The sequence below is a fragment of the Paraburkholderia sp. 22099 genome (genome assembly GCF_052045835.1).
Lineage (GTDB): Bacteria > Pseudomonadota > Gammaproteobacteria > Burkholderiales > Burkholderiaceae > Paraburkholderia > Paraburkholderia terricola.
Genome location: NZ_JBQEPU010000008.1, coordinates 83,010 through 107,451, shown reverse-complemented (window position 1 = coordinate 107,451; position 24,442 = coordinate 83,010). Strand labels below are relative to the sequence as shown.

The window sequence follows — 24,442 nt, the reverse complement described above, 5'->3', positions numbered from 1 at the left end:
TTTCTTTGAGTTGCGTTCATTACCGCTTCATGTCCGTCGTGAAGAGGATTTGCCGAACCGGGATAAAGTGCGGGTCGAGTTGCGCCCGCCACGCTGATCGCCTAGATGCGCAACGCTCCCGCGGGTCCAGGCATCCATGCGCTACCCGTTGTGAATACACTACATCGAATAGGGGTCGCCGTTCACGCTCATGAAACGTTTTTTTTCCGTGCTTCTTGCACTCGCCGCCGCGCTGCCGCTCATCACCTATGCCACCGTCCTCGATGCGCCGCTCGCCTGCAATGAGAGCGGCCATCAGTTCATCGCGGATCTTGCGGAGCAACGTGCCATCGATCCCAAGCCGTGGCGCGTGGAAAGCAATTCGATCAACGCATTTACGCCGGCGTCGGGCGCCGATCTGAGCGCGTTCGGTTTTCATGTGTTCGCGGTGGTCGGCTACGAAAAAGACGACCCGATGTTCAGGGTCGGCGATGGCGAACCGGTCGCCAGTTCGGCCTACGGCGTCGTGGTGTTCGGCAGCGAATCCAAGGTGCGCAACGCCGTGGCCGGGACCGGCAGCACGGCGATCGTGCATCGTGTCGCGCCGCTCGTGACGGCGATTTTTTGCAAGCGGAGTTGAGGGGAGCGGTGGTCGCGGCGTGGCACGAATGGCCGGTTGGCTAGTGTTGCCGCTATCTGCCGGGAAGGCATGGTCGCGGCGGATGGATTTTTCGCGGCCTGCAAGGGCGTCGATCTGCCTCGTGCATTTACCTCGTGGTCAGCAGGGTCCAGCCGTGCTGGTTGAAGTCGAGTCGGTTCACACCGACCAGGCGCAACCGTCGAGAAGTTATGAGGCCCCGACGCGGGGCCTCACCTCTTTCGTTTCTGCCAGCGCGGGTTTCGCGCCATTCGTCCTTACAACTTGATCCCCGTCGGGTCCGCCGTCAGATATCCCACGGTCGCGCCGAAGCGGTCCTTGTAGTTCGCCCGCACCAGCGGATCGAGCGTCGCCTGGACCTTGTCGTGCAGCGGGCTTTCCCAGTCGCCGACGTGCTGGAAGTTGCTCATCACGTAGGTCCAGCCGTTGATTTCGTCGACCGCGTGCAAGCCCGTCGATTCCGCGCCCGCCGGGCACGACAGCACGCGCGAGAGCGTCTTCGTGTCGACGTTGTACGCCCACAGGAAGTTGTTCACGTGCATGCCGCTGTCCTCGCCGATGAACAGCGTGCGCAGTTTTTCCGAGAACTTGAGGTTGTCCGGGTTCGCAATGCGGTCCGGGTTCGCGGTGTTGCCGAGCGCGTCGGCGGCGGCGAGATCCTGGCCCACCAGCGCCGCGGGCGGCGCCATGTCCACCGGCACCCACTCGCTATTGATCGCGCCGCCGCTGCGATCGAGCTGGCCGCCCTTCATGTTCAGCGCGTACACCGCGCCCGCGCTGATCGCCTTGTCGACGGCGACATCGGTCGACGCGACGTTGCCGCGCACCATCGATTTCTCGACGCGCGACATCGCCGAATACAGCACCTTGTCCTTGATGTTGACCGTCGTGCCCTCGAGTTTCGTGAAGCCCATGCTGCCGCCGGCGAGCGCCGCGTAGCGGTGCGTCTCGAGGAAGGTCGCCGCCTTGGTCATGCCCGGCTTGATGCGCACCCAGTTGAAGGTGCCGTTGTAGTTGATCTTCGTGTAGCTCGTATCGAGCGGGTCCTTGGTCGCGACGTCCAGAATGTCGGCCGCGGTGAGCTGATTGGCGAGCGTTTCGATCTCGGCGCTGGTCGCGTGGCCCAGGTTGATCCACGAAAGCGTTGCCGCGCCCGCGCCGCTCGAGGACACCTGCGTCCACTTCGCGACATACAGCGTGCCCGCGGACAAATCGGCTTCGCGATCCGCGATGAACATGAACAGACCGCCGTTGGTCGCATCGTCGCCCATCAGTACGGTGCGCTTGTCCGGCATCACCTGAATCAGTTCGTGCGAGATGCGGCCGAGGCAATAGTGCTTCCTGATCGTGCCGGTGCCGTCGGGATTCACGGTCACTTCCGGCAGATGCCCGTAGTGGTACGGATTCGCGGTCGTTTCGTTGCCGAAGAGGCTGCGGCTGAAGCCCTTGAACTGGCTATTGGCCGCGATCGTCGTCGCGTCGGGTTCGTACTCTTCGCTCGACAGATGCGTGTTCCACGGCGACAGGCTCGCGCCGCAGGTGATCCACAAGCCGTGCGCCGGCGACGTATCGACGTTGTGATAGCCCACCAGCGTGAGCTTGCCGGTAGCCGGGTCCTGATCGAGCGTCAGCACCGCGATCGGCGACGGCAGTTGGCCGTACATCGACTTGAGGCTTTGATCGCGCGTCGCGTACTCGAACTGCACCACGGCGAACACCGCGTTGCCCTTGAGGCCCTTCACCGTCGGATTGTCGAGTCGAATCAGCGAACTGCCGTCCGGGCAGTCCGAATAGAACTGGCGCTCCTTACCCGCGACCGAGGTGTCGATGATCGGCTGATTGTTGATGTCGAAATAGCCGCCCGCCAGGATCGTGCCGCCCTTGATGTTCGGCACGCTGTCGCCCGTGATGAAGAACGGCTGATAGGCGAGCTTGAAGGTGCGGCTGCTGCCGTCGCTCAGTTGCACGGTGAGAGTCGAGCCGACCGTGGTTTTCGCCATCGCGGCGGGGTCGGCCAGCGTGGGCGCGGCCATGCTGTTGAAGGCGGCCGAGACGAAGTTGGCCACGGGTTTGACCGGCGTCGCCAGGTCGTCGCTGCCGCCGCACGCGGTGAGCATCGACGCCGTGGCGAGACCGCCCAACGGCAGCATCGGTACACCGGCAAGTAGTTTCAGGGCTTTACGGCGGGAAAGATCGAGCGGCTCTGCCATGTTGTCGTGATCCAGGGTTTCGGTAGCGTGGGGAAATGCACAGTCGGCACGCACTCAAAACCGCATGGTTCACGCTCGCGCCGCTATGACGCGAGGATTCTATGAAGCGAATGTGAAAGTATATTGACAGCTTGCGGTAATACCTTGATTCGCCTTTCGTCGGCGATCGGTTGGCTGAATCGGACCGCGTCGCCTTTAACCAGGACTCAACCCGGACGGCGAAATCCGTTTTCGACCCAAGCCGCCGCGCTCGCCTTACTGAGCTTGAAGTTGGGCGCGACCTGCACTTGCGCGAGTTGCTCGCCGAACGTGTCGAGCGCGGTCAGCAGCGCATACGGCTCGTCTTCATCCGGCACGATGTCGAGCGTGACGTCGAGTTCGTCGTTGCCGTCGGCGGTTGCCACCCGCACTTCCCTATGCAGTTGCGCGCGCAGTTGCTGCTCATGGCGGCGCAGCACTTCGGAAGCGGTCTTCACCAGCGTGTTGAACGCCGACGTGTCGAGCGGCTTCGGGTCCTTCTTGTTGCGGCCCATCGTCCACGGCCCGACGAGCGCCGGTTCCGCCTCGCCGTCCTTGATCATCTCGACGGCCCAGCCTTCGTCGTCTTCGTTCTTGATGACGCGCGCGGTCCAGCCGTCGTCGCGCCACAGACGCGCTTCATGCAGCGGTTCGTCCATCGCGGACGCGCCTTCCGTCGTGATATCAGCGGCGTCGGACGATGGAAGGGGGGTATCGGTCATTGCAGGTTCACTCACGTTCGCGGGGCGGAGACATATTTCGAACCTGCGATTCTACCCGTGCCGCAAGCGCCCGACGCGCTCCCCTGACGAACGGACAAGCCAGGACGGGCATTTCGCCCATCGACATATTCCATTTCGCCATGCGCGGGAACTTATAAACCGGTTATAAAAAAGGCGCAAAAAAAACGCGGCCCGAAAGCCGCGCGTAAAAATGAAAAAGGCAACCCTTGGTTAGAGGGCAAGTCATTGTAGAACTGCAATTAGCCGCAATAGACCACGCGAATGGGAACACTGCATTGCGGGAAACACAGTGAATGACCCACGCCTCAGGAGCATGCGCGACAACCTGCCGCGTAAGCCGCCACGTGCGGCGTCGCGAGTCAGCAACACCGCATGCATTGACAAGCTCAGCCGCGAATCCGCACATGATCGGATTGTTCTTTATTTACTCGCACTTACACAATTCAAATTCGCCATTACCGATTCGAGAATTCATTGTTGCGTCATATGCGATTAAACATCGGAATAGCAGGCATACACTTCGCAGCGGATCGTCAGGCACCCGACGAAGTCGGCGATAAGCACTGGAATGCGATTCTCTATGCACTGTCCCGGAGTTATCTCAACATGAAAAAAACCCTCATCGCAGCAAGCCTCATGGGCGCGCTTGCCATCACCGCTCATGCACAAAGCAGCGTCACGCTGTACGGCACGTTGGACGCCGGTCTCGTGTACTCGAACAACCAGGGCGGCCACAGCAATTGGCAACAAGGTAGCGGTTCGGTGTCGAACACCTACTTCGGCCTGCGCGGCAGCGAAGATCTCGGCGGCGGTCTGCACGCGATCTTCACGTTGGAAAGCGGCTTCAACCTGAACAACGGCCAGTTTTCGGAAAACAGCACGATGTTCAATCGCCAGGCTTACGTCGGCCTGAAGAGCGATCAGTACGGCGCGTTGACGCTCGGCCGTCAATACGATTCGGTGGTCGATTACCTCGCGCCGTTGTCGGAAGCGGGCGCGGGCTACGGCAACAACCTGGCCGCTCATCCGTTCGACAACGACAATCTGGACAACTCGTTCTCGATCAAGAACGCCGTGAAGTACACGAGCGCGAACTACGCGGGCCTCAAGTTCGGTGGCCTGTACGGCTTCAGCAATTCGGCCGGCCAGTTCTCGAACAACCGCGCGTGGAGCGCCGGCGCCTCGTACGATAACGGCCCGTTGAGCTTCGCCGCGGCTTACCTGCAACTGAACAAGTCCGGCAGTTCGAACCTGAGCGGCGCCGTCTCGCAAGGCGACGGCACCGCGGCGATCGCAGCGAATCTGCAACGCACGTACGGCGCGGGCATCAACTACACGTACGGCCCGGCAACGGCAGGTTTCGTGTACACGCATACGCAACTCGACGGCATCAGCGGCGTGAACGTCGGCGGCACGACGCTGCCTGGCATCGCGGGCACGAACCTGCACCTGGACAACTACGAAGTGAACGGCCGTTATGCGCTGACGCCGGCATTGAGCCTCGCTGCTGCTTACACGTTCACCGACGGCAAGCTGTCCGGTTCGAACGGCTCGGGCGATCCGAAGTGGCACACGGTGTCGCTGCAAGGCGACTACTCGCTGAGCAAGCGTACCGACGTGTATGTGGAAGGCGTGTATCAGCATGCATCCGGCGAACTCGGCAACTTCGGTTCGAACGTGGCGGCAATCAATACGCTGGCGCCCTCCTCGACCGGCAATCAGGTTGCCGCGGCCGTGGGCCTGCGTCACCGCTTCTAAGGTCTTTTCGTTTGGCAAGTGCGAGGCGGATATCCATCCGCCTGGCAAGCAAACCCGCGCGCGACATAATCGCGCGCGGGTTTTTTCATGGGATCGCGTTTCGACGCGGCAAGGGTGACGCCGCAAGCGTGCGATCGGTATACTGGTCCGGCTGCCTTCCTTGCCGCGAGTTCGTTGCGGCGGAACGGCGGCTTCGTCGCGAAGCATGGCGTTGTTTCACATCGCGTCGCGCTTCGCCCGCGCACCAGGTTCCCACGCACCACCGGGGACGCCGACGACCGAACCATGAAAAGACTTCTTCTGCCTGTTGCCGCTGCCGCCGTGATCGCCTCACTCGCTGCCTGCGGTTCTTCCAGCGGCCCCACCGCTCACGATGCGTCGCAACCGATGATCTACGTATCCTCGCCGCGCGCCCCGGCCTATATCGCCAATTGCCTCGAAAGCCGTTTGTCGCGTGTGCGTATGTCGCGCGTAGGCGGAGCAACCGAGATCGCGGTCGGCTCCGATTCGAACAACTCGTACTTCGTCACGTTGACGCCGTTGAACGCCGGTTCGGTCGTCAAGGTGACGCACCCCGCGAATGCGCCGGACGATCCGCCGGAACCGGAAATGCGCTTCAGCATCGCGCGCTGCGCCACCTGACGTTTGCACCACAGCGCGATGTTTTGAAGGCCACGCCGATACGCCAATTTATATCTGGCGTGTCGGCTATTTTTTTATCCGCTCATCTGCGAACATAGCCGCCCCTGGTCTTTTATGCGGCGGCGCCGTGCCGCAAGTTCGATGGCATCCAGCAAAGCACATCACGCAACCGGTTTTGCAGCCGGCGTCATCGCGGCGGCCATTGTCGCGCGCATCGGCGGCGGCGGTTCGTTTCATATCGGCGTGTTGCTGAGCTTTATCGCCGGGATGGCGGGAAGCACGGCGCCGGATTGGCTGGAAGTGGCGTGGTGGTCGCGGGCGCGGCGGCTGTGGATCACGCATCGCACGTTGACGCATTGGGGCCTCGGATGGCTCGCGCTGCTCGCGGTTTCCTATCACTGGCTAGGGCATTCGCTCTATGCCGCGCCGGCGTTCGGCTTCGCTTGCGGCGGCTTGATGCATTTGCTCGCGGATTGGCCGAATCCCCTCGGCGTGCCGTGGATCGCCGGGCGGCATTCGCTCAACCTGTGGAATAGCGGTCGCTGCGATTTGATCGTGGTGGGCGCTTCGTGGATCGCGGCGTGGCTTGTCGGCGCGCACGCCTGGTTGCCTGGCGCACAGGCGGCGGCCTTGCTGCGGCATCTGAGAATCGGCTAGGCGTTACCGCATGGCGGCCGCATAGTTGGCGGGCGTCACGCCCAACAGCCTCACGAACGCCCTCGTCATGTGACTCTGATCGGCGAAACCCGCCGAAGCCGCCGCGTCGGCAAGGGTCGCGCCGCGCGCGATCAACTGCCTCGCCAGCACCACTCGCCGCTGCATCCGGTACGTGTGCGGCGGCAATCCCATCTCATGCGCGAAGGCTCGCAGCAACTGAAAGCGGCTCATGCCGGTATCGGCGGCGAGATCGGCAAGCGTGAGCGGTGACGACGGATCGTCGTCGATGCGCGCTTTTGCTCGCGCGACCGGCCCGAGCAAACGGGTCGACGCTGAACCTGCCGGGTGCGTCGCATGCGCTCGCACCAGATGCCCGAGCAGTTCGAGCAACGCTTCCTCGCGCACCAGATCGTCCGGCACTTGCGGCGCTTCCACGGCAACGGCGAACAGCCGCTCGAACAGACGTTTCAGCAGCGGATCATGCGCCACCGGCTGCGTGAGTTCGATCTCGCGCGCCGCCGCGCCGGTCAGCTCACGAGCGACGCCGGCCAGCAGCGACGGCTCGAAGTACAACATGCGCCATGCGCGGCCACGCTCGTCGAGCGGACTGCCGTCGTGCACCTCGCCGGGATTGACCATGATCGCGTCGTTCGCGCGCGCTTCCACCATGCCGCGCCCGCTCGCCGACCGATGCCCGCCGCTGACGATCACGCCCACGCCGAAACGGTCGTGCGAATGACGCGGAAACGCGTGCGCCGTTTGCGCCACGGTCGCCTCGACGCCGCTAATCGCGCAGCGGGGCATGTGAACGCGGCCGCGCGCCGGGCCTTGCATCACTGACGCCCCTCGTCGGTCCGCTCGCCTTCGCGGACCTTGCCTTGCGACACGCTGCTGCCCGGCGGCACGCTGTGCGTGAGCCACACGTTGCCGCCGATCACCGAGCCGCGCCCGATCGTCACGCGGCCAAGTATCGTGGCGCCTGCATAAATCACCACGTCGTCCTCGACGATCGGATGGCGCGCGTTGCCCTTGATCAGCGCGCCGTCGAGATCCGCGGCGAAGCTCTTCGCGCCGAGCGTCACCGCCTGGTACACCCGCACGCGCTCGCCGATGATCGCCGTTTCGCCGATCACCACGCCCGTGCCGTGGTCGATGAAAAAGCTCGGCCCGATGGTCGCGCCGGGGTGAATGTCGATGCCGGTTGCCGAATGCGCGATCTCGTTGATGAAACGCGCCAGCAAGGGCACGCCGAGGCGATGCAGCGCGTGCGCGAGGCGGTGGTGCGTCATCGCCCACACGCCGGGGTAGCACAGCAGAATTTCGGTGATGTGCTGCGCGGCCGGGTCGCCGGTGAAGGCCGCCTGAATGTCGCTGACCAGCAGCGCGCGGATGCCCGGCAACTGCGTGGCGAATTCACGCGCGACGTTGAATGCGCGCTCCTTCAGTTCGGCGTCGGGCGTTCCGGCGAACTCCGGCAGGAATCGCAGGGCGCGGCGGATCTGCTCGGCGAGCAGGCGCAAGGTGCTCTCGAGCGTGTGGCCGACGTAGTAGTCGACGGTTTCGTCAGTCAGATCGGGGGCGCCGTAGTGCGTGGGGAACAGCGCCGCCCGCAGGCCGGTGACGATGCTGACCACCGCTTCGCGCGACGGCAGTTCGCGAATGCCCAGCGGATGCCGCGTGCGATGCAATTCCTCACGCGAAGCGCGCAGGTCCGCGACGATCTGTTCGAGACCCCAGTCATGGGAAGGCACGTTAGGCATAGAAGGACAGCGCCGTGCGAAGGCACGGTTCGGAGTGATTGTCCCGAGAGATTACCGCGTTTTAGGGCGGCTCGCGCGGCCCCGCATGCGCACTGCCGCCCGCCTTGCGAGTGTTCGCCTGCCGGAGGCGCTCAGATCGTCACGCTGCTCGCGTCGATCCAGCGCACGGCCCAATCGCGGGCATGGGCGATGGCGGCGGCTTCGTCAGGAAAACGCAAGTCTTGAGGAAAGAAACGGTTGGCGACCAGTTCGCCGTCGCTCGACCGGGAGATGACCACATACGGTTGCCACGTGCCATCGACCGCGCGCGCCGGCGCGCAATTCAGCAAATAGCCGCGATGTGTGAATGCAGCATCGAAGTGCATGTGTCACCCGCCCTGACGGCCCCGTAAATGTTTGAGTAGCGCTGCGCTTTCGCCGGTGTTTGCCGCTTGTTCCGTTCATGCACATCCGTGCCGATGATGTGGAACGTACCGGAAAAAATATAGCCAATGCGACCGCGCTTCGCTCGTCGGAGTAAGATCATACTCTGTAGAAAATACGCGTCCATTAAAAAAAACGAAAAGAATCCCGGACGCAATCGCCATGTGAAATGCCCATCACATTGAATCGCGACGAACGCCGCGATGCGACTTCAGCGTTAAAGCATTGCGCCAACCGGAATGGGTTTTGCTGTGCTTCGACCATGTCCTCTTCAAGGAGAATGCATGATGAACAGCGATATCGACAAACCAGCGGAGACGACCAGGCAACCGCACGTCGGTCCGCGCACGGCGGAACTGCACAACGACCGCACGCACGACAGCACGGTGGACACCGACGGCAAGAACTACGAAGCCGCCCGCCTCGCGGGCTATGGCCCGATCGCGGCCGATGAAATCACCATGAGCAACGCAACGCTCACCAACAGCGTGCCCGAGGCGCACGACGGCATGGCCGGCTTCGACAGCCGCGTCGGCGGCAATCATCTGCTGCTCGCGCTCGAACCGGGCTATACGGTCATCGACAAAGGCATGGTCGAGCCGCAGGGTCCCCATTCGGCCGATCCCCGGTTCGACGAGCCGCGCGAGGCCGGCAGCCGCGACGAGCGCGGCCGCATTCATTACGCTCTTAATCATCTGCGGCCCACGCGCGTGATCGAGTTACACCGGGTGAAATGAGTGTTCGCGTTTCAACGGCGCGTTTGAATTCCGGCGCACGCGCCCGTTAATCAGCGAATCGTCAGCGCGCATCGTTGGCGCGCATCGTTTGAATAATGGCGCGCGCCTGGCCCGATTAGAAACCGGGGGTTGCAAGACCTGCGCATGCACGCGGCTTTTTCTTGCGAGCGGCTGCCCGCACAATCGACCCCACGTTAACCCTCAGCGGAGCAGTCAATGAAAAAGATCGTCGTGATCGGCGCCACCGGCACGCTTGGCCAGGCAGTGAGCGCGGAACTCAAGGCGCGCCACGAAGTCATCGAAGCGGGCGCGACGCGCGGCACGCACCGCGTCGACAGCACCGATCCGGCGAGCATCGAGCGGCTCTTTCGCGAGATCGGCAAGGTGGACGGCGTGGTCACCACCACCGGCAAGCTGCATTTCGGTCCCTTACCGGAAATGAGCATCGAACAGTTCTGGATCGGCCTGCGCGACAAGCTGATGGGCCAGATCAACGTGGTGCTGGCCGCCCAGCAATACGTGAACGACGGCGGCTCGTTCACGCTGACGAGCGGCATTGTCGGCGACGAGCCAATTCCCCTGGGTGCGAACGCCACCACCGTCAACCTGGCGCTCGAAGGCTTCGTGCGCGGCGCGGCAATCGAACTGCCGCGCGGCATTCGCATCAACGTGGTCAGCCCGACCGTGCTGACCGAATCGCTCGACGCTTACGCGCCCTACTTTCGCGGCTTCGAACCGGTAACGGCGCAACGCGCGGCACTGGCCTATCTGCGCAGCGTGGAGGGCGCGCAGACGGGCCGGGTGTATCGCGTGGGCTATTGAATTGAATGCGAGTGCGTGCCGCGTGAAGCGCTGAGCGGTTCAGTGCTTCTGCTCCTTCACGCGCGAGACGATTTGCGTCGGGCTCACGAATTGCAGGGCGATCAGCACCCAGATCAACGTGATCGCCATGTAGATCATCGCCATCGCGTCGATCGATTGCGGCGCTCGCACCCCGGTTGAAAACACCGCGTAGTACAACGCGACCACGAGCGTTTGCGTCGCCGGACCCGCCGTGAAGAACGTCAGTTCGAACATGCCGATGGTGCGCACCAATACCAGCAGCGCGGCCGCGAGCATGCCGGGCACCAGCAGCGGCAGCAGCACATAGCGGAAATAGCGGAACGTGTTGGCCCCGAAAATGCGCGCCGCCGCTTCGAGATTGGGATCGATCTGTTCGATGAACGGCGTCATCACCAGGATCACGAACGGCAGCGCCGGCACGAGGTTCGCAAGAATCACACCGGAGAGCGTGCCGGCCAGGCCGATCTTGTACATCACCGTCGCCATCGGAATGCCGTAGGTGACGGGCGGCACCATCAACGGCAGCAGGAAGATCAGCATCGCCGTGCGCTTGCCCGGAAATTGCACGCGAGCCAGCGCGTAAGCCGCGGGCACGCCGAGCAGCACCGACAGCAGCACCACCGCGCCGACCACTTCGACCGTGACCCACAACACGCTCGCCAACTGAAAGTCGCTCCACGCCTGCGCATACCAATGCAGGGTGAAGCCTTGCGGCAACAGGGTGCCGAACCAGCGCGTCGCCACCGAGTTCACCGCGACGGTTGCGATCAGCAACACCACGTTGACGAGGAAGAACAGCATCGCGCCCCACACCAGCACGCGCCACACACGCCCCGGCACGCTGGCGCGCTGCTTCGCGCGTTTGCCGGGCTGGCGGGCGCCGTCGTCGTGTTCCTTCGATGCGGACGTGGACCAGGAAGCGTGCGCCGCTTGGCGATCGGTCGTCATCAGCCCTTGCCTCCCGTTACCGGACCGCTGTAGAAAAAGCGGCGCGCGCCGAGCATCGCGACCACCACCAGCAATTGCACGAAGCCCATCACCATCGCGATCGCGGAGGCGAGCGAATAGTCGTAGCTTTCGAATGCGGCCTCGGCCGCGGCGATCGACATCACGCGCGTCGGGCCGGCCGGCGCGCCGAGCAGTACCGCCGACGGAAACACCGAGAACGCCTGCACGAACGACAGGCACGCGGCCATCGTCAAGCCCGGCACGAGCAGCGGCAAATAGATGCGGCGAAACTGCTGCCACGGACTTGCGCCGAGCGTCGCCGCCGCGCTCGCGAGCGTGGGGTCGATGCCGGTCACGTAAGACAGCGTCAGCAGAAACGCGAATGGGAACCCCGACACGATCAGCGAGATCAGCACGCCCCAGAAGTTATGCGTGAGCCGCACTTCGCTCGTATAGAGATGCAGGCCCTGCAACGCCTGCGGAAACCAGCCGTTCGGACCGAAGTACGTGAGCATGCCGTCGGCGATCAGCACGGTGCCGAGCGTCACCGGAATCACCAGCAAGGTGGTGACGAACTTCTGATAACGGGAGTAGCGGCGCAGCGCGAACGCGACCGGAACCGACACGCCGACGTTGATGAGCGTGGCGGGCACGGCGAGCTTGAGCGTGACGATGATCGTCGGCCACATCGACGTGTCGGTGAAGAACGTCAGATAGTTGGCCCACGGTCCGCTGCCGTTCATCGGCTGGAACGACAGGATCAGCCCATATGCGAACGGGTAAATGAACAATGCGACGATGAAGATCAGCGCCGGCGCGACGAGCCACGCCTTGGCGTCGCGCGGCGCGAGCGGCGGCGACAGCGTGGGCGTGTTCATGCAGCTTCTCCTTCGTAGACGAGCGTGCGCGACGGCGGCACGCGCAGGCTGATTCGCTCGCCCTCCTGGAATTCACCGCCAACGCGCGCCCACAAATCGCCGAAGGCGGTTTTCACGCGCAGCAGCGAATCGCGGCCGCCGTATTCGACGGTGGTCACGAGCGCATCGAAAGCGTTTTCCGCGCCGGGCGCCGCGCGCTCCATATCCTCGGGACGCAGCGCGACGCTCACGCGCTTGCTGTCGAAGCCGGCCATCGGCGTACCGATCAGACGCACACCGTTCGCGCTCACCGCGACGCCTTCGCCTTGCGTGCCTTCGAGCATGAAATCGGCCACGTTGCGATAGCCCATGAAACGCGCGACATGCAGATTCTGCGGGCGCGTATAGACCTCTTTCGGCGTGGCGATCTGCTGCACCACGCCCTCTTTCATCACGACGATGCGATCGGCCATGGAAAGCGCTTCGTCCTGATCGTGCGTCACGTAGAGCGTCGCGCGTTCGAGCTGACTATGGATGCGGCGAATCTCGGCGCGCATTTCAATGCGCAGTTTGGTGTCGAGATTCGACAGCGGTTCGTCCATCAGAATGAGCGGCGGCTCGATCACGATCGCGCGCGCAATCGCCACGCGCTGCTGCTGGCCGCCGGACAATTGACCGGGCAGCTTGCGTTCATGCCCAACCAGTTGCACGAGTTGCAACGCTTCGCGCGCGCGGCGCATGGTTTCGCTCCTGCCGACGCCGCGCATTTTCAAACCGAAGCCGACGTTATCGAGCACGCTCATATGCGGAAACAACGCGTAGTTCTGGAACACCATGCCGAAGCCGCGCTTTTCCGGCGGCAAGACGTCGATGCGTTTGTCGTCGAGCCAGATGCCGCCGCCGCTCAAGGGCTGCAAGCCGGCGATGCAGTTGAGCGCCGTCGACTTGCCGCAACCGGAGGGTCCCAGCAACGCGATGAATTCGCCACGCCGGATGTCGAGGTCGAGCCCTTGCAGCGCCGCGACGGCCTGGCCTTCCGCATTCGTGAAACTGCGGCTCACGGCGTCGAGCCGCAACTGCTCAAAGTGATGCTTCATGGCGAATTTCCTGGCGGTTCCCTGGCGATGTCGTGATGCGCGTCATACGCGCGATACGCGCGCGCTGCGCGGATCGCATCGGCGCGAAGACATAGAAGCGCTGACTCCCGGCGCGAACTATTTGGTCTTCTGCGCGCCGACTTCGGTGTCCCACTTCCTGAATGCCGCGACCATCGCGCTCGCATTCAGCGGCAACACGTGCGGGCGTTCCGCCAGCAGCTTCGCGTACTCCGGCCGGCCGTACTTCTTCAGCACGTCCTGGCTGCGCGCGGGCGCCTGTTCGACCGTCACGCCCTTGATCGCCGGACCCGGATAGAAGTAACCATCGTCATAGGTCATGGCCTGCTGCGCGGGTTCGAGCATGAAGTTCATCAGCTTGTAGAGCACCTCGATCTTTTCCTTGGGCACGCCCTTCGGAATCACCATGAAGTGCGCGTCGTTGACCCACGTCATGTTGTCGAACGCCTGCACCCTGAATTCAGCCGGCACGATGCCGAGCGCGCGAGGATTGATGTCCCAGCCGGTTACCGTGACGGTCATGTCGCGCGTGCCCTCGCCGAGTTCCTTCATGACCGCCGAGGTGCCGCCCGGATAGTAGGGAATGCATTCGTTCAGTTGCTTGAGGAACGCCCACGTCTTGTCCCAGCCGTGAATCGGGTCTTGCGGATCCTTGTCGCCGAGCACGTAGGGCAGCCCCATCAAAAACGTGCGGCCGGGCCCGGAGTTGGCCGGCCGCGCATAGATGAGCTTGTCGGGATGCGCCTTGCACCATTGCAGCAGTTGCTCGGGCGTTTTCGGCGGATCGCTGACTTTCGCGGGGTTGTATTCGAGCAGCGGACCGGCCGGCATGTACGCGACCTCGAGCCCGTAGCCTTGCGCGAGATCCTGCATCTTGCGCGGACCCGGCGCGTATTTGTCGAGCACGCCGGGGAAAGCCGCCGCATTGTCCGGCAGCAGTTTCGTCCAGAGACCCTGTTCGATGCCGGCCGCCAGCGCGTCGGTGCCGGTGAGCACGAGATCGATATCGGAGCGGCCCGCGGCCTGCATCGCCTTGATCTTGCCGGGCAACTGCGGCGCGGGCGCATTCGTGAACGTGATGTTGGCGACGAGGTTCGGGTACTTCGCCTTGAAGGCCTCGAAACCCTTTTGCGTGAGTTGAAGATCACCCGCCACGTCGACGATATTGAGCGTGACCGGATCGGCCGCGTGCGCGGCGGAGGCGAAAGCGGCGCTCGCCGCGAGACATACGGACACCAGCTTGAGCGACAACCTGCGTGAAACAGTCATTGCGTCTCCTCGCTTCTTGGTATGGAAGTCCGCCGGTCAGATGCGCTGCGGGCGGTGATCTACCAGAGGAACATAGCGAAGCGGGACTGCCGATGTCAAGCAAATACTCACGGCGGCGATTTGCTCACGAAATCGCGGGATTGTGGCTGGAATCCTTTTAGCTCAATGGTTTGCGCGCGTCATCCGAGGGCAAACCCGAAGCCCGCGGCCGGCGTTGACGAGCACTTGTCAGGCAAGTCGTCGATGCGCGCCGATGCGCGCAGACGCGCGCCGAACTCAGCCGCCTTGCACGCCCTGCGTGTTGACGTAGAGCGAATAGAGCCCGTGGCTTGCCGCCATGAAGAGCCGGTTGCGATGGCGGCCGCCGAAGCACACATTCGCGCAGCGTTCCGGCAACGCAATGTGGCCGATGGGCTCGCCTTGCGGCGTGAAAACGCGCACGCCGTCGAGTTCGTCGGTGCCCATGCCCCAGCCGCACCACAGATTGCCGTGAACGTCGACGCGAAAGCCGTCGGGCGTGCCGGGGCCAGCGTCGATCAGCACGCGATTGTTCGACAGCGCCAGGCCGTTGCCGTCGACGTCGAACGCGCGGATCTTGCGGGGCTCGCCGCGCGACTCGACGATGTACAGCACGGACTCGTCCGGCGAAAACGCGAGGCCGTTGGGTCCGAGCACGCCGTCGGCGACCACGCTGACTTCGCCGGATTGGCCGTCGATGCGATACACGCATGCCGGCAGTTCCGAGTCCTGCCGCTCGCCCTCGTAAAAGCTGTCGATGCCGAAGGTCGGATCGGTGAACCAGATCGAGCCGTCCGACTTCACGATGACGTCGTTCGGCGAATTGAAGCGCTTGCCGCGATAACGGTCGGCGAGCACGGTGATCGAGCCGTCGTATTCGGTGCGCGTGACGCGGCGCGTCAGATGCTCGCAACTGACGAGTCGGCCCTGGCGATCGCGCGTATGGCCGTTCGCATTGTTCGACGACTGGCGATAGGTCGTGACCGTGCCGCTGGGTTCGTCCCAGCGCAGGATGCGGTCGTTCGGAATGTCGCTCCACAGCAGATAGCGGCCGTCGCCGAACCAGACCGGCCCCTCGGACCAGCGCGTGCCTTGATACAGACACTCGACGGAAGCGGAGGCAAGGATCAGCGACTTGAAGCGCGGATCGAGCACGCGGACGGAGGGATCGGGATAGCGTCGGCTGTTGTCGGTCATGCTGGTGCTTTCTGGTTTCGGGTTGATGGTGTGGTAGGCATGGGCGGGCGTGGCGAGGCGCCGTCATGCATCGGCTTGTGCGAACCGCCGTTCCAACGCAAGCAGTTCCCGCGCGGCGTGCTCGATCTTCGCATGATGTTCGGGCGGCGTCGAACTGAGCAGCGGCAAAATCGGCCCCATGTCGGTGATCTTCGAGAACGTGACCGCGTCGTGCAGCACGCGGATCAACGAGATGTCGTCGCGCAAGGTTTCGAGCGGCAGGAAGGCATCGTGGAGACGCTGCGCCGTGTCCCGATCGCCGGACTTGACGGCGTGCAGCAACGCCGTGACCATGCGCGGCGCGATGCATCCCGAACCCGTGGTCCATGCGGCGAGACCGAACTCGCGCACGTGCACGAGCGCCGGCCGCTCACCCATGCCGGACACCACTTTGGTGGCCGGCACCTGTTGCAGCAGGCGGCGCAGATAAGGATCGTTCGCCGGATCGGCGCGCACGATCGCGTATTTCACGGCCAGCAGCGTGCCACGGTCGACCAGGCGCGCCAGCGTGTCGACCTCGACGTAGTCTTCGCTCTTGATGTACAGCGTGAGCGGAATGCCCGCCGTGTCGACGATGCGCGTCAGCCCCGCCTCGACGCCCTCGGACGTCGTGAAACCGCCGAGCGGCAGCACCATCGCCGTCCGATAGCGGCTTTGCGCAAGGATGCGCGCCTGGTCCAGCATTTTTCCGTAGTCGGGACCGATTGCCGGGATCACGCGCGTGCCCGGGCTCGCGGCGTCGGCGAGCAGATCGAGCAAGTCGCGGTATTCGCTGACGGCGACGTGATAAAGATTCGCGTTGCCGCCATATAGCAAGGTGCGCACGCTGCCGGCTTCGATGTGGCGAATCAGCGCCAGGTTTGCGGCGGGATCGAGCGCGTAGTCGGCGCGGCGCGCCAGCGGCGGCACGGCCATGACCGAAGCGGCGAATTCACTGTCGAGTATGGGAGATTCGTTCATGGCGCCTCAAACCCGGTGGGCAGGTAGGGGCATTGAAGTTAGCATTGGGCCCGCAAATTTGTCAAACAACTTGCAGGAATCTGAGAATGGTCAGCGAGAAAGCCGGAAACGCGTCGTTATATGACAATGAGCGGCCAAGCACACGGAGCCCCGCAAACCGGCAACGAAATCCGATATGTCGAGTGGGCAGGTATCGCCCGATTATGAAGAGGGTTATTAGCCTGAATTAGCTAATAATGCAGGCCGATGAAAAAACAGACCGGTTGCCGCGAAGAGTTTCACCACTTTTATCGGCTGGGATTCCTCGTGGCGTTCAGGGAATTTCGCATGGGCTGCGTTTCATTCGCTCCCTGGCCGCCCCTCGCAACGCCTTTATGCACATTAGATGTCGGCTTTGCGAAGTTATTTTTAGTGTTAGATTGTGAATACAAAACAGCCGGACGGAATACCGTACCGCAATTAAACCGCAACGAGACGTTGCGAGCCTGAGAGAGTTGAAAATTGCCGTTACACTTTATCGAGCAGATGGCGCCGCTGCAGAACGCCGTCGACGAAGCGGAATGGTTCAGCGCGATTGTCGGCCTTGCCGAAACATGGGGTTTCGACAGGCTTTTGATCGCGATGCTGCCGCGCCCGACCATGCGCCTGGAAGACGCCTACGTGCGCAGCACCTATGCGCCGGCATGGCGCCGCGCCTATGACGATCAGGGACTGGCTCACATCGACCCGACCGTCAGCCATTGCGCGACACGCGCCACGCCATTGATCTGGTCGCCGGACATTTTTACTACCGCCGAGCAGCAGTCAATGTACGAGGAAGCCCGCGGGCATGGCCTGCGCGCCGGGGTGACGTTGCCGATTCACGGACCCAACCAGCAAGCCGGCATGATGTGCTTCGTCAACGACAGCAACCCGACCGACGCCTTCTGGCGTCATATCGACGTTGCGTTGCCGAACCTGGTGTTATTGCGCGATCTGGTGATCGACACCGCCCAGCGCCATTTGAATACCCACACTCAGACCTTATTGCCCAAACTCACGCCGCGTGAACGTGAATGTCTGAAATGGACCGCGCGCGGTAAATCCACATGGGAAATCTCCCACATCCTGAACTGTTCGGAAGCCGTGGTGAACTTCCATATGAAAAACATCAGGACGAAATTCGGTGTGAATTCGCGCCGCGCGGCGGCCGTGATTGCGGCGCAGCTCGGGCTTATTGACCCGGGTTGAACAATGCGGCCGCGTCGCGGCTATACAGCACCCGTTCGGCCCGGCCGAGATCCGCGTCGGACACGGTTTTCGTGAAGTACAGACCCAGCAGGATCGAGACCGGCGCCGGAATCTCAGCGCCCGATTCGAACCGGCTGCCGCGCGACTGCGTCACGCCGAAGCGCGCCCAGAAACGGCGCTGGCTCTCTTTTTTCTTTTTGCGGTAAGCAATGATCAAAACGCGGTCCACGGCCGAGGGAGCCTGCGCGGGGCGCGTTTGAATATCGGTTTGCGGTTTCCAGTGATTTTCGAGGAGTTCCATTGTCGTGTCCCGTCGGTTATGTGCAGATGCTGTCTCGAATTCTGCGTTATCCGATAAGCATGCACACCTATCCAGGTAGGTAGGTAGCGCAAAGATTCAGAATGCATAAGTTTTCCTGCGTATTGGGTACCCCAACACGTTCAGGAGAACGTCATGCAAACAGCAATCCGGATTGGAATGCGGCAGGAATTCGACAACGCCGACATCAACGAAATGTACCGTCTACGAGCCCGCGTTTTTCACGGGCGTCTGGGATGGGACATCCCCACCATCGCGGGCATGGAAATAGACGGCTACGACGCACTCGGGCCGCATTACATGCTGATTCAAGGCGAGGACCGGCAGGTGCGCGGCTGTTGGCGCCTGATGCCCACCGAAGGCCCCAACATGCTCAAGGACACGTTCCCGCAATTGCTGCACGGCGCGGAGGCGCCGGTCGGCAGGCACATCTGGGAACTGAGCCGCTTCGCGATCGAAACCAGCGGCGAGGAGCAGTCGTTCGGCTTTGCCGATGTGACCATGCAGGCGATTCACGAGCTCGTCACGTTCGCGGACCGCATGGGCATCACGCGCTACGTCACGGTGACGACGACGCCGATCGAACGGCTGCTGCGCAAGACCGGCATCGAGATCAGCCGGCTCGGCGCGCCGTTGCAGATCGGTGTGGAGCGGGCCGTGGCGCTGGACATCGCGGTGAGTCCGAAAACCCGTACCGCGCTGTTCGGGCCGATCGCCGCCGCTGCTTAGTGGCTGCTTAGTGGCTGCTTGGTGGCTGCTTGGTGGCTGCTTGGTGGCTGCTTGGTGGCTGCTTGGTGGCTGCTTGGTGGCTGCTTGGTGGCTGCTTGGTGGCCGCTTGGTGGCCGCTTGGTGGCCGCTTGGTGGCCGCTTGGTGGCCGCTTGGTCGTGCCCGCTTGGTGGCAACCAAGCGGGCAAATCGCACGCCCCGGGCCGGGAACTGGACGGCCCGATGGTGCGGCGACGCAGTGCCGCTCCATGCTCCGCCCGAAACACTGCGGTGAAGCACGCGATCGTCCCAGCCTAGGAGCCGAACATCCGCTCCAGCGCATTCTCGAGATGCGCCCGCATCGCCCTTCCGGCCGCGGGCGCGTCCTTACGGCGAATCGCATCGAGCACCGCCATATGCTCGGCCTGCACGAGCCGTTGGCGCTCCACCGTTTTCACGAGCGACAGATTGCGCGACAGGTTCATGCTGAACACGATTTGCTCTTCGATAAACGACATGACCGTGATGAAAAACGGATTCTTCGATGCGCGCGCCACCGCCAGGTGGAACATGAAGTCGTCCTTTGCGCCGATACCCCGTGTTTCGATGATGCGCTCCAGTTGCTCCCACGCGTGCTGGATCGCGGCGATGTCGTCGGCGTCGGCCTTGAGCGCCGCCTGCTCCGCCGCGCCCGCTTCCGTCACGATACGAAACTCATAGCAGCGGCGGATGTCGGACAGCGTTTCGAGCGGCGCGAAACGGCGCACATCCGGATCGGGCCGCCGCGCGACCGTGGTGCCCGAACCATGCCGCGTCATGATGATGCCGTCCGCCCGCAAGCGCGCCAGGGCTTCGCGCACGGTCGGCCGCGACGTCGCAAAGCGTTCGGCCAACGCATGCTCGGTGGGCAGCCGTTCGCCTTCCTTGTATTCGCCTTCGAGAATGCGATTGAGGATGTCGCCGTAGATTTTGTCGGGCAAGCCCGTCGTTTTGCGCTCGTTCATCAGCGGGGCTGAAGCAGCTTGTCTGAGTAGGTTTCGATTGTAAGGCAAATCATGTTTCGCCCTAGCCGGCGATATGCGTCATGGATTGCGATGATGGCCGCCAGTGCTTGCTGCACGGCGCTCTCGCGTCAGGCAGCGGCGGCGTCGAATTTGACAAGTGTTTGATTTACATCCGGCCGCATGGCCGTTTTTCAGCGATCATTAAAGCTCGAAGCGGTCACGCACCGTCAAGCCGCCCGGTCCGCCAAGCGGCTGTGGCAATCCGAATCCTTCTGACACGGAGTCGATATGTACCAACGCATCCTTGTAGCGGTCGATGGCAGCCAGACCTCGCGCCGTGCGTTCGAAGCAGCGCTCGCGCTCGCCAAATCCTCGGGTGCGGTTTTGCAGCCGTTGTATGTGGTCGAGAACACGCCGTTGTACTTCGAAGCGCCGGGCTACGACCCTTCGGTTCTGCGCAATCGTCTCATCGACGAAGGCAAGGAACTCGGCGCGGAGTTCGCCAGGTTCATGGCCGCGCAAGGCGTGAAGGGCGAACTCGTGGTAACCGAAGCGTCGTCGCTCGACGACGTTTCCGCGGTCGTGCTGAAGGCGGCCGCCGATTTCAACGCCGATCTGCTGGTGATGGGCACGCACGGCAGGCGCGGTTTCCAGCGTCTGATTCTCGGCAGCGTGGCCGAGCGTTGCGTACGGCAAGCGAGCTTGCCCGTGCTGCTGATCCCATCCGCCGCGGCCAAGGAAAGCAAGGACACCGGCTCGGCGTCGTGACGCGCTTCGCGGCGCATCACGAGTGCGGCGGCGCTGCGTCGACGGCTAGAGCCGCGAGCTCCGCCTTCTCACGACGCGCGGCAATTCGCGACGCCAAACAGCGTGACGTCGCGCAAGCGACCTGACCGTGCGAACGCGTCGTTTTGCCGCTAAGCGGCGCGCATGGCCGGTGGGACAATCCGTTGTCATCCCGATCAATGGCTGCCGAACATGCTGACTCCCACCGTTGCTGCTCGCTCCACCGGCAGTGCCGAACCCGCCGCGCAATCGCCGCTGCGCGGCCGCCACATCGCGCCGCCGAGGGCGACCGCGCGCACCGCCACGCGCTGTTCGAGCTGTGCGATGCGGCAGCTCTGCATGCCTCAAGGTTTGTCGTCCGCCGAACTGTCGAAGCTCGAAACGCTGATCTGCGCCGCGCGCTCCGTGCGGCGCGGCGAAGCGCTGTATCGCAGCGGCGACCGCTTCGACAACATTTACGCCGTGCGCTCCGGCTCGATGAAAACCGTCATGGCGCATCGTGACGGCCGCGATCAGGTGACCGGCCTGCGCATCGCGGGCGAGGCGCTCGGTCTCGACGGCATCAGCGACGACGTGCATGCATGCAGCGCGCTCGCGCTCGAAGACAGCACCGTTTGCATCGTCCCGTACGACGCCCTCAAATCGTTGTGCCGCGAAAGCGGCCCGATGCAGGAGCGTTTGCATAAGCTGCTCGGCGAGCAGATCGTGCGCGAGGCCGCGCAGATGATGGTGCTCGGCTCGCTGTCGGCGGACGAACGTGTCGCCGCGTTCCTGCTCGACGTTTCCGAGCGCAATGCGCAGCGGGGCTATTCATCGGCGGAATTCAACTTGCGCATGACGCGCGAGGACATGGGCAGCTACCTCGGCATGACGCTCGAAACCGTGAGCCGCACCCTGTCAAGATTTCAAAAGCGTGGCCTGATCGACACGCAAGGCAAGCGCATCCGCATCGTCGATTTCGAAGGATTGAGGCAGGTCTGAGCCGCGAGCCGGGGACTGGCTCGCGCCGCCGGACCCCCGTCCACATGCTTTTTCAGCGCGCTTTCGCCTTGGCATGGCTGCTGCGACCGGGTACAGTCTTAGTCCGTCCCCCGCAAGGAGACCCGGCGAAATGAATCGCGACCCCGCCCCGCACCATCCGCTCGTCCAGCGTCTGATCGACGCGCGTCAAGTCACCGACGCATTGCTTTCCATCGTCAAACCCGAGTTTCTGTACGAACGGCCGATCCGTGAGCGCCACCGGATCGTGTTTTACATCGGCCATCTGGAAGCGTTCGATCGCAATCTGTTCGATCAGCGTTTGTGCGATCTGCCGGCGTTCGACCCGCGGCTCGATCAGCTCTTTGCTTTCGGCATCGACCCCGTCGACGGCGGTTTTCCGACCGATCAGCCAGGCGACTGGCCGTCGCTCGACACGGTGCGCGCATATGGTTCGCGCGCGCGCGAACAGATCGACCGCGAGCTCGATGCGCTGACCGACTCGGCGCGTGTCGGCCGCGGCGGCACGCAAGCCGACGCGTCGGAGCAGTTGCTGAATGTCGCGATCGAGCATCGGTTGATGCATGCCGAAACGCTTGCGTACATGCTGCATCAGCTACCGCTCGAACAGAAGGTCACGGACTTGCGCGAGCCGGTACGCACACGTGGCGAACGCGGCGGCGAATTGTCTTCGATGGTCGGCGTGCCGGCCGGCGCCGCGCTGCTCGGCATGCCGCGCGACGGCGGCCGCTTCGGCTGGGACAACGAGTTCGGCGAAATGCGCGTCGACGTGCCCGCCTTCGAGATCGATCGCTACATGGTGACGAACGGCGCGTTTCGCGAGTTCATCGAGGCAGGCGGCTATCGCGAGCGCGAATGGTGGTCGGATAACGATTGGGCGTGGAGGCAAGCCGAGCAGATCGAGCACCCCGCCTGCTGGTCGCGGCCCGACGGAGATCAAGGCGCATGGATGCTGCGCACGATGTTCGATGAAGTGCCGCTGCCGCTCGACTGGCCCGTCTACGTGAGCCACGCCGAAGCGAGCGCCTACGCACGCTGGACCGGCAAGGCGCTGCCCACGGAGGCGCAATGGCAACGCGCGGCGCAGGGTGCGCCGCATGCCGCGTCGGGCAATTTCGATTTTCGCAGTTGGGACCCGCAGCCGGTCGATGCGTATCCGGATAACGTCAGCGCGTTCGGTGTCGAAGGTCAATTCGGGAATGGCTGGGAATGGACGTCGACGCTGTTCGACGCACTGCCGGGGTTTGAAGCGTTTCCGTTTTATCCCGGCTATTCGGCCAACTTTTTCGACGGGCAGCACTACGTGATCAAGGGCGGGTCGTCGCGCACCGCGCGGTGCATGTTGCGACCGGCGTTCCGCAACTGGTTTCAGCCGCATTATCAGCATGTGTATGCGGGGTTCCGGTGCGTGAGGTGATGACTCATCAAGCGGAAGTTGGAAACAAACTCCGGCTTCCGCTTTAACGAAACTTATTCTTGCAGATCAGCGCACCCGCGGCGCCGCGGCCAACAGGCTGCGCAGGAACACCATGATCATGTGTCCAATGGGCGCCTCGGCCAGCATCGACCGCTGCAGCGCGAGGCCTTGTGAGAGACCCATGAAGGCCGCCGCCAATACGGTCGGCGATTCGGGCGGCACTTTTTCCAGCCTGGCGAAAATCTGCCCGATGCAATAGGCAAGGCCATCACGATGCGCGTCCAGCAGCGCCTGTGAGGCCGTTGCAAAAACGGGGTTGCGGCGTCCCTGAAGCTTGAATTCAACGCCCAACACAGACCATTCGGGCTCTGCATCGAGCGTCTGCGCCCAGACCTCCAACGCGTTCAATATGTCGTCCGCAGACGCAGACGGGTCGCTCAGCGTTCGGCCAATGTCGCTCACTTGCGTCCTCGACCGCTCTCGCATCAGTTCCACGAACAGATCTTCCTTGCTCGCGAAGTTCGAATAGAAAGCGCCCTGCGTATAACCTGCCTCGGCCGCGATATCCCTGAGAGACGTACCGCCGAAACCTTTCTCGACAAACAGCCGCTTCGCCGCAGCAAGCAAATCTGCCCGAGTCTGCAATCGACTTTCTTCGCGGCTCAGCCGCTGGGGTTTGGTCGCCGTGTACATGGCCGGAAGGATATCAGTTGATATTTAAAATTCAACTCGATAGTATTACGATTGCATTTCACATCTCACTTGAAATCTCACAGTGTGGTTATCGGACTCTGGCGACAACTTGGTCATGTATTACGGAAAGAGAACATGAGCAGCAGGGTAAAGATGCTGAAGCAGCAACTCGCGCAACTCGATGAGCGGATATCGGTTGCCTGGCAGCAGGAGCAGAACGCGGCTATCGAACACGTCCGCCAGGTCATGAACTTCTTCAACCTCGTGCCTAACCAGTTACGCGTCGACCGGCGAGGCACCTACAACACCAAACCGCTTCAGATGAAATACCAGGACCCCGTGACCGGTGCCACCTGGAGCGGCCGCGGCCGCGCGCCGTCCTGGATCCGGAACCGGAGCTACAACGATTTTCTGGTCAAGCCGTCCGACGACGCCGAATCGGACTAGCCGTGGCCGG

Annotated in this window: 27 protein-coding genes; 13 read left to right on the top strand and 14 right to left on the bottom strand. The window is 63.0% G+C overall.

Going from position 1 to position 24,442, the window contains the following annotated elements:
* Positions 1-190: 190 nt before the first annotated feature.
* Entirely contained in the window at positions 191-619 is a 429-nt protein-coding gene (locus ACTJLC_RS10265; RefSeq protein WP_083082799.1) for a hypothetical protein, read from the top strand.
* A gap of 275 nt (positions 620-894) precedes the next feature.
* On the opposite strand, the gene ACTJLC_RS10260 is transcribed toward ACTJLC_RS10265, so the two are convergent.
* Both ACTJLC_RS10260 and ACTJLC_RS10255 read right to left on the bottom strand, forming a co-directional pair.
* Entirely contained in the window at positions 895-2,847 is a 1,953-nt protein-coding gene (locus ACTJLC_RS10260; protein WP_310129660.1) for a PhoX family protein, read from the bottom strand.
* 206 nt (positions 2,848-3,053) lie between these two features.
* Entirely contained in the window at positions 3,054-3,587 is a 534-nt protein-coding gene (locus tag ACTJLC_RS10255; RefSeq protein WP_310129662.1) for a hypothetical protein, read from the bottom strand.
* Between the two features lie 627 nt (positions 3,588-4,214).
* On the opposite strand from ACTJLC_RS10255, the gene ACTJLC_RS10250 reads away from it, so the two are divergent.
* From ACTJLC_RS10250 to ACTJLC_RS10240, 3 genes are all read left to right on the top strand, one after another.
* The gene (locus ACTJLC_RS10250) at positions 4,215-5,366 is read left to right on the top strand and encodes a porin (protein WP_310129664.1); all 1,152 of its coding nucleotides are present in this window, start codon (positions 4,215-4,217) and stop codon (positions 5,364-5,366) included.
* A gap of 285 nt (positions 5,367-5,651) precedes the next feature.
* Complete coding sequence (locus tag ACTJLC_RS10245; protein WP_084561516.1) at positions 5,652-6,008, top strand: sugar ABC transporter ATPase; 357 nt, start codon at positions 5,652-5,654, stop codon at positions 6,006-6,008.
* A gap of 141 nt (positions 6,009-6,149) precedes the next feature.
* Positions 6,150-6,665: a metal-dependent hydrolase gene (locus ACTJLC_RS10240; protein ID WP_310129666.1), complete on the top strand. Its 516-nt coding sequence runs from the start codon at positions 6,150-6,152 to the stop codon at positions 6,663-6,665.
* 3 nt (positions 6,666-6,668) lie between these two features.
* Here ACTJLC_RS10240 and ACTJLC_RS10235 read toward each other — a convergent pair whose 3' ends face one another.
* The 3 genes from ACTJLC_RS10235 to ACTJLC_RS10225 form a co-directional block, all read right to left on the bottom strand.
* Positions 6,669-7,499: an AraC family transcriptional regulator gene (locus ACTJLC_RS10235; RefSeq protein ID WP_310129873.1), complete on the bottom strand. Its 831-nt coding sequence runs from the start codon at positions 7,497-7,499 to the stop codon at positions 6,669-6,671.
* Positions 7,499-8,425, bottom strand: a complete 927-nt coding sequence (gene epsC / locus ACTJLC_RS10230; RefSeq protein ID WP_073432139.1) for a serine O-acetyltransferase EpsC — start codon at positions 8,423-8,425, stop codon at positions 7,499-7,501. The genes ACTJLC_RS10235 and epsC overlap by 1 nt, the downstream gene beginning before the upstream one ends.
* Before the next feature lie 131 nt (positions 8,426-8,556).
* Complete coding sequence (locus tag ACTJLC_RS10225; protein ID WP_073432138.1) at positions 8,557-8,790, bottom strand: hypothetical protein; 234 nt, start codon at positions 8,788-8,790, stop codon at positions 8,557-8,559.
* A 345-nt stretch (positions 8,791-9,135) separates the two neighbouring features.
* Here ACTJLC_RS10225 and ACTJLC_RS10220 point away from each other — a divergent pair, with 345 nt between their 5' ends.
* On the top strand, positions 9,136-9,585 hold the full coding sequence (locus tag ACTJLC_RS10220) for a DUF3005 domain-containing protein (protein ID WP_073432165.1): 450 nt from the start codon (positions 9,136-9,138) through the stop codon (positions 9,583-9,585).
* 216 nt (positions 9,586-9,801) lie between these two features.
* Positions 9,802-10,407, top strand: a complete 606-nt coding sequence (locus tag ACTJLC_RS10215; RefSeq protein ID WP_440843780.1) for a short chain dehydrogenase — start codon at positions 9,802-9,804, stop codon at positions 10,405-10,407.
* 39 nt (positions 10,408-10,446) lie between these two features.
* Here the strand turns inward: ACTJLC_RS10215 and ACTJLC_RS10210 are convergent, their stop codons facing one another.
* The 6 genes from ACTJLC_RS10210 to ACTJLC_RS10185 all read right to left on the bottom strand — a co-directional run bounded on the left by ACTJLC_RS10210 (position 10,447) and on the right by ACTJLC_RS10185 (position 16,831).
* Positions 10,447-11,376, bottom strand: a complete 930-nt coding sequence (locus ACTJLC_RS10210; protein ID WP_083082811.1) for an ABC transporter permease — start codon at positions 11,374-11,376, stop codon at positions 10,447-10,449.
* Positions 11,376-12,254, bottom strand: coding sequence for an ABC transporter permease (locus ACTJLC_RS10205; protein ID WP_310129669.1), 879 nt, complete (start codon positions 12,252-12,254; stop codon positions 11,376-11,378). The genes ACTJLC_RS10210 and ACTJLC_RS10205 overlap by 1 nt, the downstream gene beginning before the upstream one ends.
* Positions 12,251-13,330 (bottom strand): ABC transporter ATP-binding protein, encoded by a 1,080-nt coding sequence (locus tag ACTJLC_RS10200; RefSeq protein WP_073432134.1) that lies wholly within the window; start codon positions 13,328-13,330, stop codon positions 12,251-12,253. The genes ACTJLC_RS10205 and ACTJLC_RS10200 overlap by 4 nt, the downstream gene beginning before the upstream one ends.
* A gap of 117 nt (positions 13,331-13,447) precedes the next feature.
* Positions 13,448-14,617 (bottom strand): ABC transporter substrate-binding protein, encoded by a 1,170-nt coding sequence (locus ACTJLC_RS10195; RefSeq protein ID WP_073432133.1) that lies wholly within the window; start codon positions 14,615-14,617, stop codon positions 13,448-13,450.
* Between the two features lie 276 nt (positions 14,618-14,893).
* Complete coding sequence (locus ACTJLC_RS10190) at positions 14,894-15,832, bottom strand: SMP-30/gluconolactonase/LRE family protein (protein ID WP_073432132.1); 939 nt, start codon at positions 15,830-15,832, stop codon at positions 14,894-14,896.
* A 63-nt stretch (positions 15,833-15,895) separates the two neighbouring features.
* Complete coding sequence (locus ACTJLC_RS10185; protein WP_310129672.1) at positions 15,896-16,831, bottom strand: dihydrodipicolinate synthase family protein; 936 nt, start codon at positions 16,829-16,831, stop codon at positions 15,896-15,898.
* Between the two features lie 246 nt (positions 16,832-17,077).
* Here ACTJLC_RS10185 and ACTJLC_RS10180 point away from each other — a divergent pair, with 246 nt between their 5' ends.
* Both ACTJLC_RS10180 and ACTJLC_RS10175 read left to right on the top strand, forming a co-directional pair.
* A complete protein-coding gene (locus ACTJLC_RS10180) occupies positions 17,078-17,320 on the top strand; it encodes a hypothetical protein (RefSeq protein ID WP_143326549.1) in 243 nt (80 codons plus the stop codon).
* A 36-nt stretch (positions 17,321-17,356) separates the two neighbouring features.
* On the top strand, positions 17,357-18,061 hold the full coding sequence (locus ACTJLC_RS10175; RefSeq protein ID WP_073432979.1) for a helix-turn-helix transcriptional regulator: 705 nt from the start codon (positions 17,357-17,359) through the stop codon (positions 18,059-18,061).
* On the opposite strand, the gene ACTJLC_RS10170 is transcribed toward ACTJLC_RS10175, so the two are convergent.
* Positions 18,045-18,362, bottom strand: coding sequence for a hypothetical protein (locus tag ACTJLC_RS10170; protein WP_083082817.1), 318 nt, complete (start codon positions 18,360-18,362; stop codon positions 18,045-18,047). The genes ACTJLC_RS10175 and ACTJLC_RS10170 overlap by 17 nt on opposite strands.
* A 153-nt stretch (positions 18,363-18,515) precedes the next feature.
* Between ACTJLC_RS10170 and ACTJLC_RS10165 the strand changes: the two genes are divergently transcribed.
* Positions 18,516-19,109, top strand: a complete 594-nt coding sequence (locus tag ACTJLC_RS10165) for an acyl-homoserine-lactone synthase (protein ID WP_073431532.1) — start codon at positions 18,516-18,518, stop codon at positions 19,107-19,109.
* Positions 19,110-19,400: 291 nt separating this feature from the next.
* On the opposite strand, the gene ACTJLC_RS10160 is transcribed toward ACTJLC_RS10165, so the two are convergent.
* Positions 19,401-20,090, bottom strand: a complete 690-nt coding sequence (locus ACTJLC_RS10160; RefSeq protein ID WP_073431533.1) for a FadR/GntR family transcriptional regulator — start codon at positions 20,088-20,090, stop codon at positions 19,401-19,403.
* A 288-nt stretch (positions 20,091-20,378) separates the two neighbouring features.
* Here ACTJLC_RS10160 and ACTJLC_RS10155 point away from each other — a divergent pair, with 288 nt between their 5' ends.
* The 3 genes from ACTJLC_RS10155 to ACTJLC_RS10145 all read left to right on the top strand — a co-directional run bounded on the left by ACTJLC_RS10155 (position 20,379) and on the right by ACTJLC_RS10145 (position 23,292).
* Positions 20,379-20,858, top strand: coding sequence for a universal stress protein (locus ACTJLC_RS10155; protein ID WP_083082818.1), 480 nt, complete (start codon positions 20,379-20,381; stop codon positions 20,856-20,858).
* A 210-nt stretch (positions 20,859-21,068) separates the two neighbouring features.
* Positions 21,069-21,857 carry a helix-turn-helix domain-containing protein gene (locus ACTJLC_RS10150; protein ID WP_374710269.1) on the top strand — a complete coding sequence of 263 codons (789 nt, stop codon included), beginning with the start codon at positions 21,069-21,071 and terminating at the stop codon, positions 21,855-21,857.
* A 130-nt stretch (positions 21,858-21,987) separates the two neighbouring features.
* A complete protein-coding gene (locus ACTJLC_RS10145; protein WP_440843774.1) occupies positions 21,988-23,292 on the top strand; it encodes an SUMF1/EgtB/PvdO family nonheme iron enzyme in 1,305 nt (434 codons plus the stop codon).
* 66 nt (positions 23,293-23,358) lie between these two features.
* Here ACTJLC_RS10145 and ACTJLC_RS10140 read toward each other — a convergent pair whose 3' ends face one another.
* Positions 23,359-23,985 (bottom strand): TetR/AcrR family transcriptional regulator, encoded by a 627-nt coding sequence (locus ACTJLC_RS10140; protein ID WP_073431536.1) that lies wholly within the window; start codon positions 23,983-23,985, stop codon positions 23,359-23,361.
* Positions 23,986-24,120: 135 nt separating this feature from the next.
* Here ACTJLC_RS10140 and ACTJLC_RS10135 point away from each other — a divergent pair, with 135 nt between their 5' ends.
* Positions 24,121-24,432 carry an H-NS histone family protein gene (locus ACTJLC_RS10135; protein ID WP_073431537.1) on the top strand — a complete coding sequence of 104 codons (312 nt, stop codon included), beginning with the start codon at positions 24,121-24,123 and terminating at the stop codon, positions 24,430-24,432.
* The last annotated feature ends 10 nt before the right edge of the window (positions 24,433-24,442 follow it).